Annotated in this window: 4 protein-coding genes; 3 read left to right on the top strand and 1 reads right to left on the bottom strand. The window is 41.7% G+C overall.

The features are described from left to right. Window positions 1–352: 352 nt before the first annotated feature. Window positions 353–784, top strand: coding sequence for a hypothetical protein (locus tag JK188_RS15045; RefSeq protein WP_132494637.1), 432 nt, complete (start codon window positions 353–355; stop codon window positions 782–784). Between the two features lie 350 nt (window positions 785–1,134). Further along, entirely contained in the window at window positions 1,135–2,535 is a 1,401-nt protein-coding gene (cycA, locus tag JK188_RS15040; protein ID WP_132494635.1) for a D-serine/D-alanine/glycine transporter, read from the top strand. Between the two features lie 107 nt (window positions 2,536–2,642). Here cycA and putP read toward each other — a convergent pair whose 3' ends face one another. Further along, window positions 2,643–4,127 (bottom strand): sodium/proline symporter PutP, encoded by a 1,485-nt coding sequence (gene putP / locus JK188_RS15035; protein WP_211885191.1) that lies wholly within the window; start codon window positions 4,125–4,127, stop codon window positions 2,643–2,645. A gap of 494 nt (window positions 4,128–4,621) precedes the next feature. Here putP and putA point away from each other — a divergent pair, with 494 nt between their 5' ends. After that, the gene (gene putA, locus JK188_RS15030) at window positions 4,622–8,620 is read left to right on the top strand and encodes a trifunctional transcriptional regulator/proline dehydrogenase/L-glutamate gamma-semialdehyde dehydrogenase (RefSeq protein WP_249215376.1); all 3,999 of its coding nucleotides are present in this window, start codon (window positions 4,622–4,624) and stop codon (window positions 8,618–8,620) included. Window positions 8,621–8,770: the final 150 nt, after the last annotated feature.

The raw sequence follows: 8,770 nt of genomic DNA, 5'->3' as shown, positions 1-8,770 counted from the left end.
CATTACGTATAACTGCTTATTCGAATTAAGATACATATACGTTTTCATATGTTTTATTTAAAAAATTATATGATGACTAAAAGGGTAAAATTGGCATATTGATACTGAGGTGAAGGGTGGATAAAATATTGTTAAAACTGGGACTTGGCTCACAAAGAGGTGATGAGGTTACATTATAGTTTCATTATGAAACAGGCTTATTCTTTAGCCAATCAGGCATAAAAGAGGTAAAAATGTTCGATCTCCAAACCATCGCTATCCGTTTTTCATTTTATTAACATGCAACCCATTGTCTATTCTGTGACACTTTGTACTATTTATCTTATAAAGAAATTAATTTTTGAGGTTTACTATGTTTAATTATTTAGCAACAGTTGAATTTGTTGAAGATGAAGGAGTATACGAAATTAATTTTTGTGATTTTCCCGATATTCAAGGCGTGACTTATTGCGCAGAAGATGTCGAACTAGAGGCTCAAGAAACATTACTCGCCACACTTTCGGAGCTGATCACATTAAGAAATCCTATTCCTCTTCCCCAAAATTCGGTCACTGATGCGTTTGCTATTCATTTACCTGTATTGAGTTGCTTAAAAATCGCACTGCACAATGCCATTCTTGAAACTCAAACTCCGCGGAGCAAACTTGCTCGGACACTCAATATCAGCGCTCAACAAATAGAGCGGTTACTTGACCTACAATATGCGTCAAAAATTGAAGCGCTCGAACAAGCTTTATTTGTCGTGGGATATGACGTGAAAGTGACCGTTAGCCCTATCGTTTAGAAATAGCCAACGAAGATAACGGCTAAAAATAAGAAAATCCGTGGCATTTTCAGTAAAAAAATGAGCTACATCACCTTTATATATTTCCCACACCACAACTGTCATTATTTAGAATGAAGTATTTGGTGCATCTCAATTTATTCTGCTATTTTTATTTTTAGGTTAACTTTTCGTTAATTATGTTAACAACCTAGATAGATCCGTTGGTTAAACCAGCGGTCTCTCAGCCATTTGTAAATTTCCTCTTACTCTAATTGAGATTTATGTCACAATATTTCGAGCAAACACAGCCTCAAACTTAAAAAAATAGTGTGGGCTAATATCACAATGACTATCGGATAAATAACAATATGGAAGAAAATGCAGCGACAACCACCTCTCGGCCATCTTCTGACCGAAATCAACTAAAACGTAGCCTCAGTAACCGTCATATTCAGTTAATTGCCATTGGTGGAGCCATTGGTACCGGGCTATTTATGGGGTCAGGAAAGACCATCTCCCTTGCGGGTCCCTCTATTATCTTTGTCTACATGATCATCGGCTTTGTGCTGTTTTTTGTCATGCGAGCCATGGGGGAATTACTACTCTCCAACCTTGACTATAAATCATTCAGTGATTTTTCTGCGGATTTAATCGGTCCATGGGCTGGCTTCTTTGTGGGATGGACTTACTGGTTTTGCTGGGTGATCACGGGAATAGCCGATATTATCGCGATCACCTCGTATGTCAGTTTCTGGGTGCCTAATTTCCCGGAATGGGTGACTTCATTTATCTGTGTTGCCACCCTACTGACGCTAAACTTAGTTTCTGTTCGCCTGTTTGGTGAGCTGGAGTTCTGGTTCGCAATGATCAAAATTGTCGCCATTGTCACGCTAATTGCCGTTGGTGGAACTTTAATTGCAATGAATTTCCAATCACCGACCGGACACACGGCATCCTTAAGTAATATTTGGAACGATGGTGGTATGTTCCCGATGGGGCTCAGTGGATTCTTTGCAGGATTCCAAATTGCTATTTTCGCCTTTGTGGGAATTGAATTAGTAGGAACCGCCGCAGCGGAAACCCGTGATCCTGAAAAATCCCTGCCAAAAGCCATTAATGCTATCCCGATTAGGATCATTGCTTTTTATGTGTTATCCCTGATTGTGATTATGGCCGTTACCCCTTGGCGCACCATTTTGGCGGATAAAAGTCCTTTTGTGGAAATGTTCGTGCTAATCAGCCTGCCTGCTGCTGCCAGTATCGTGAACTTTGTGGTACTTACCTCTGCGGCTTCATCAGCAAACAGTGGTGTTTTCTCCACCAGCCGTATGCTGTTTGGGTTATCTAAAGAGGGAGATGCGCCGAAACAATTTAGTCAGTTATCGAAAAAAGCAGTACCCGCAACAGGCTTAATTTTCACCTGTATCTGCCTAAGTTTCGGTATTGTTTTGATCTACTTTATTCCCGATATCATGCATGCATTCACCTTAGTCACAACCGTGTCTGCGATTTTATTCATGTTTATCTGGAGTATGATTTTATTAAGCTACCTGAATTTCCGTAAGAATCGCCCAGAAAAACATGCCGCATCTCGCTATAAGATGCCTTGGGGTATTTTTATGTCGTGGGTCAGTCTCGCCTTCTTTGCTTTCATGGTGGTGTTATTAGCGTTCCAACATGACACCCGACAAGCATTAATTGCGACACCACTGTGGTTTGTTATTCTGTTTATTGGCTACCAAGTCGTAAAACGCCGTAAACCACGTTAATTATTTGACGAATAAGCAATTAACAAAAAATAAAAGGCTGGAAGGTTTCCCTTTCAGCCTTTTTGCTATCTATAACTAGACCTATCTATAAAATCTAAATCTATCAATTATTTTGTATTGTACTCAGCTTCAGCTTCATCAAAGCGGGCTTGTGCTGCTGCGCTTGGCGCCTTAGTTATCAAGCTGATAACAATGATAGCGATAGTCGCAAAGATAAAGCCCGGGATGATTTCATATAAACCTAACCATTTGAATTTCATCCAAACTAATACTGTTACCGCACCAACAATCATACCTGCTAGTGCTCCAGTGCGTGTCATACGTTTCCACATAACAGAGAGTAAAACGACTGGACCAAACGCAGCACCAAAACCGGCCCACGCATTACTCACCAATCCTAAGACTTTGTTATTTGGGTCTTGGGCAATATAGATTGCGATCGCCGCTACTAACAGCACCATTCCACGCCCTACCCATACTAGCTCTTTCTGGCTCGCTGATTTGCGGAAGAAAGGTTTGTATAAATCTTCGGTCAATGCGCTGGCACATACTAATAATTGGCAACTTAATGTACTCATTACCGCCGCCAAAATCGCAGACAGCAAGATACCCGCAATCCATGGGTTAAATAGTAATCCAGCTAATTCCATGAAAATACGTTCGTTATTTTTCATTACAGAACCTGCTAATGCAGGATTATTTTCAAAATAAGCGATACCAAAGAAGCCAACAGCAATTGTTCCACCTAAGCATAATGCCATCCATGTCATACTGATACGGCGTGCTGAACGGATCGTGCGATGTGAATCTGCCGCCATAAAACGTGCCAGAATATGCGGCTGACCAAAGTAACCCAGTCCCCAACCTAGCAATGACAAAATAGCAACAAAGTTCATTCCCTTAAACATATCAAGATATTCAGGGTTTTTAGCTTTAATGACTTCTATTGAAGTATCTAACCCGCCAAGAGATAAAATCACGACAATTGGTGTTAAGATCAGGGCAAAAATCATCAATGATGCTTGAACAGTATCCGTCCAACTTACCGCTAAGAAACCACCTAAGAAAGTATAAGCAATGGTCGCCAATGCCCCTAACCATAGCGCTTTGTCGTAACTAATATTAAAGGTGCTTTCAAACAATAAGCCCCCCGCGACAACTCCTGATGCACAATAGATAGTAAAGAAAACTAAAATAACAACCGCAGAAATAATACGTAAAATCTTACTATTATCTTCAAAACGACTTGTAAAATAGTCTGGCAACGTTAAGGCATTATTATTTTTCTCGGTTTGTACACGTAAGCGCCCTGCAACAAACAACCAGTTCAGATAAGCCCCTAAACATAAACCAATCGCAATCCAGCTTTCAGAAATCCCAGCGAGGAAAATAGCGCCTGGTAAACCCATCAATAACCAACCACTCATATCTGAAGCCCCTGCAGATAATGCGGTTACCACACTACCTAAACTTCGTCCCCCTAGAATGTAATCATCAAAGTTTTTCGTTGAGCGATAGGCTAAATAGCCGATCAATAACATACCCGTGATATATACGATGAACATAATGATCATCGGAGTGCTTACAGTCATCCTGTCGTCTCCATAGTGCGTCTATTTTGTCGTTATCTTTATAATTTTCTTTGATAACTTTTAATCTCAAGGTGTTGCACTTAATTGCACAATTTTTGCGTTTTTTGATGCACACCTTATCTATGTTGTGATTGTTTGTGTTGCAATAACTCAATAACTTTGCCACATCATGCTAGACAGACTCAGATGCTTTTAACAAGAAATTAACTATTTTTTATTCGATAAATAAAAGACACATCACAAATGTTAAAATTTTAAGTCAAATTCTTAATTAAGCGTTTAACTTGTCGCCATCCTAAAATGAAAACCAATACATTGATTTGTAAGTAAATTATAAAAACCCAATCAATGAGCATCATAAATCACTCATAAAAATAAGAGTTGTTTCACATTTTCTTCACATGACACATTAACAATGTTGCACAAAGTTGCAACATCATCATAATGGTGTGTAACTTTTGGTATTTAACACCTGTGAAAAGGAAGGAATTAAGATGAGTAGCACAACAACTATGGGTGTGAGACTTGATGAAGAAACTCGTGACCGCATTAAAGCCGCCGCTCAACGTCTTGATCGCACATCCCATTGGCTTATTAAACAAGCTATATATAATTATTTAGAGCAACTCGATAACAACCAAATTATACCTGAATTATCAACGGTTTTGGATACAAAAGATCAGCATTCTGGTGATGAAATTTCATCCCCTGAGACCCTTTATCAGCCATTCCTTGAGTTCGCTGAGCATATTTTACCCCAATCCGTAAAACGCTCCGCAATTACATCAGCGTACCGCATTCCTGAAACTCAAGCCGTACCTATGCTTTTACAACAAGCTGAGCTGCCTCCTGAGCAAGCTGATGCGGCTCATAAATTGGCTTACTCCATTGCAGAAAAACTGCGTAATCAAAAAAATGGGGTTGGTCGTTCAGGCTTAGTTCAAGGGTTATTACAAGAATTTTCGCTGTCTTCTCAAGAAGGTGTGGCATTAATGTGCCTTGCCGAAGCGCTATTACGTATTCCAGATAAAGCCACTCGCGACGCGTTGATCCGAGACAAAATCAGTACGGGTAACTGGCAATCTCATGTTGGTCAAAGCAGCTCGATGTTCGTCAATGCGGCAACATGGGGGCTTTTATTTACAGGTAAATTAGTCTCGACCCACAATGAAGCCAAATTATCGACATCGTTAAATCGTATTATCAGTAAAAGTGGTGAGCCGCTAGTACGAAAAGGTGTGGATATGGCAATGCGCTTAATGGGTGAACAATTTGTCACCGGCGAAACCATCGCCCAAGCCCTTGCCAACGCACGTAAATTGGAAGACAAAGGTTTCCGCTACTCCTACGATATGCTGGGTGAAGCCGCTTTAACCGAGAAAGATGCCCAAGATTATATGGTCTCTTACCAACAAGCGATCCACGCAATTGGTAAAGCATCGAATGGACGCGGTATCTATGAAGGACCGGGTATTTCCATCAAATTATCGGCACTACATCCGCGTTATAGCCGCGCGCAATACGATCGCGTGATGGAAGAACTGTATCCGCGCTTACTTTCTTTAGTCTTGCAAGCTCACCAATACGATGTTGGTATCAATATTGATGCTGAAGAAGCAGATCGCTTAGAAATTTCGTTAGATTTACTCGAAAAATTGTGTTTTGAGCCGAAATTAGCAGGCTGGAACGGTATTGGTTTTGTCATTCAGGCTTACCAAAAACGCTGCCCATTTGTTATCGACTCAATTATTAATTTAGCCGAACGCAGCCAACGACGCCTGATGATCCGTCTCGTAAAAGGCGCTTATTGGGATAGCGAAATTAAACGTGCGCAAATTGATGGCTTAGAAGGTTATCCAGTTTATACACGCAAAGTGTATACCGACGTTTCTTATATCGCTTGTGCTCGTAAATTACTGTCTGTACCTAATTTAATTTACCCACAATTTGCGACGCATAACGCACACACATTATCAGCTATCTACCAAATTGCAGGTAAAAACTACTACCCTGGTCAATATGAGTTCCAATGCTTACATGGCATGGGTGAACCATTATATGAACAAGTCGTTGGTAAAGTGGCTGACGGTAAACTGAACCGACCATGCCGTATTTATGCTCCAGTAGGTACCCACGAAACCTTATTAGCTTACTTAGTACGCCGTCTCTTAGAGAACGGGGCAAATACTTCGTTTGTTAACCGAATTGCGGATGCCACGATCCCATTAGATGAATTGGTTGCTGATCCGGTTAAAGATGTTCGTGAATTGTCTAAAACTGAAGGGCAAATTGGCTTACCACACCCTAAAATTCCATTACCGCGCGACCTATATGGAACCCGTCGTGTTAACTCAATGGGCTTAGATTTATCTAACGAACACCGCTTAGCATCACTCTCGAGCGCATTACTCAATGCCGCGGCACAAGAAAAAATCGCGGAACCACTGCTGGGTGGTGAATTTGTGACACAACAAGCGCTACCTGAAGCTGTCGCAATTATCAACCCAGCCTGTCATCGTGATATCGTTGGTAAAGTACGCGAAGCCAGTGAACAAGAAGCTGAACATGCGCTGAATATCGCCACTGATGCTGGCGCGATTTGGTTTGCAACGCCACCATCTGAACGTGCAGCTATCCTGTTACGTGCAGCTGACATTATGGAACAACAATTGCAGCCATTATTGAATGTGCTGGTGCGTGAAGCTGGGAAAACTTACGCGAATGCGATTGCTGAAGTGCGTGAAGCGGTTGATTTCTTAAACTATTATGCAACTCAAGTTCGTGAAGATTTTGATAATAACACTCACCGCCCTCTTGGCCCTGTTGTTTGTATCAGCCCATGGAACTTCCCATTAGCCATTTTCTCAGGACAAATCGCAGCGGCATTAGCCGCAGGCAACACTGTGCTGGCTAAACCGGCGGAACAAACACCATTAATTGGTGCTATCGCAGTTTCCATCATGCACCAAGCGGGAATTCCTCGTGATGTCTTGCAATTCTTACCGGGTAAAGGTGAAACTATCGGAGCGAAATTGGTAGGAGATCAGCGCGTTCGTGGCGTGATGTTCACAGGCTCAACCGAAGTAGCTGGTTTATTGCAGCGCAATATTGCAGGTCGCTTAGATGCTCAAGGTCGCCCGACGCCACTGATTGCAGAAACTGGTGGATTGAATGCGATGATTGTTGATTCTTCCGCTCTCACAGAGCAAGTCGTCACCGATGTCGTCGCCTCTGCATTTGATAGTGCCGGTCAACGCTGCTCTGCATTGCGTATTCTTTGTGTTCAAGAAGATGTCGCTGACCGAACAATTCGTATGTTAAAAGGTGCGATGGAAGAGTGCCGAATGGGTAATCCTGAACACATCTCCACCGATATTGGTCCTGTTATTGATAGTGAAGCCAAAGAGAATATTGACCAACATATTCAACAAATGCGCAGTAAAGGCAAAATCGTTTTCCAAGCCGTCTATGCCGATAGCCAAGATCAGCAAGAACAGGCAGAAGGGACCTACGTTAAGCCAACGCTGATTGAGTTAGATAATATTGGTGAGTTGAAGAAAGAAATTTTCGGACCAGTTCTGCATGTTGTTCGTTTCAAACGTGATGAGTTAGAGCAATTAGTTGACCAAATCAATGCGGCTGGTTATGGATTAACATTAGGTGTTCATACTCGCATTGATGAAACCATCAACCAAGTGGTCGCTAAAGCGAAAGTGGGCAACTTATATGTTAACCGTAATATGGTCGGTGCTGTTGTCGGAGTGCAACCATTTGGTGGTGAAGGACTTTCAGGTACAGGACCTAAAGCCGGTGGACCGCTTTATCTCTACCGTTTATTAAGCGAGCGTCCTGAGAATGCAGTTTGCCAAACACTGGAGCAGCAAGACAGCCATTTACCTATGGATGCAAGTGCTCGCGCTGAGTTACTCGCACCATTTGAAGCATTCTCTGCATGGGTACAAAAACAGAAAACGGATGTTGAGCAATCCATAATTGAACAATCTACAGTTGAACAATTTGCGCGTTTAACGCAAGCCGGTACAACACGTTTATTACCAGGACCAACAGGTGAAAAGAACACCTACACCTTACGTCCACGCGGCACTATTTTATGCCTTAGCGATAATGAGCGTGATTGTTTGACTCAATTATCTGCTGTGCTCGCAAGTGGTTGTCAAACATTGTGGGAAAATAGCGAACTGCACCAGAAGCTATTTAAATCACTGCCAGAAAAAGTTCGCAAAACTATCTCATTCACCAAAGATTGGCAAAACACAGTGGAGCCAATTGAAGGTGTGATTTATCACGGAGATTGCGATCAGCTCAAACACGTTTGCGAAGCGATTGCCAAACGTAAAGGACCGATTATTTCTGTTCAAGGCTTTGAGCGTGGTGAAACTAACTTGCTCATTGAACGCTTAGTACATGAACGTTCTTTAAGTGTGAATACTGCCGCAGCGGGTGGTAATGCAAGCTTAATGACTATCGGATAATAGGCAAAAGCCTGAGTTTTTCAGTCCAGTTAATATAGGCTGATTGACTCAGGCTCTCTCTTAGCAATAACCCCTTGGGTTACATTCATAATATTCTATTCCTTTATCATTAAATCCGAATATCCACTTACTTTTTGTTTTTTGCCATTC

Origin of the sequence: Providencia sp. JGM181, from assembly GCF_018257375.1 — a bacterium.
GTDB lineage: Bacteria > Pseudomonadota > Gammaproteobacteria > Enterobacterales > Enterobacteriaceae > Providencia > Providencia lanzhouensis.
Note: the sequence above shows the minus strand (reverse complement) of the source record. Positions and strands in the feature narration are given on the sequence as shown.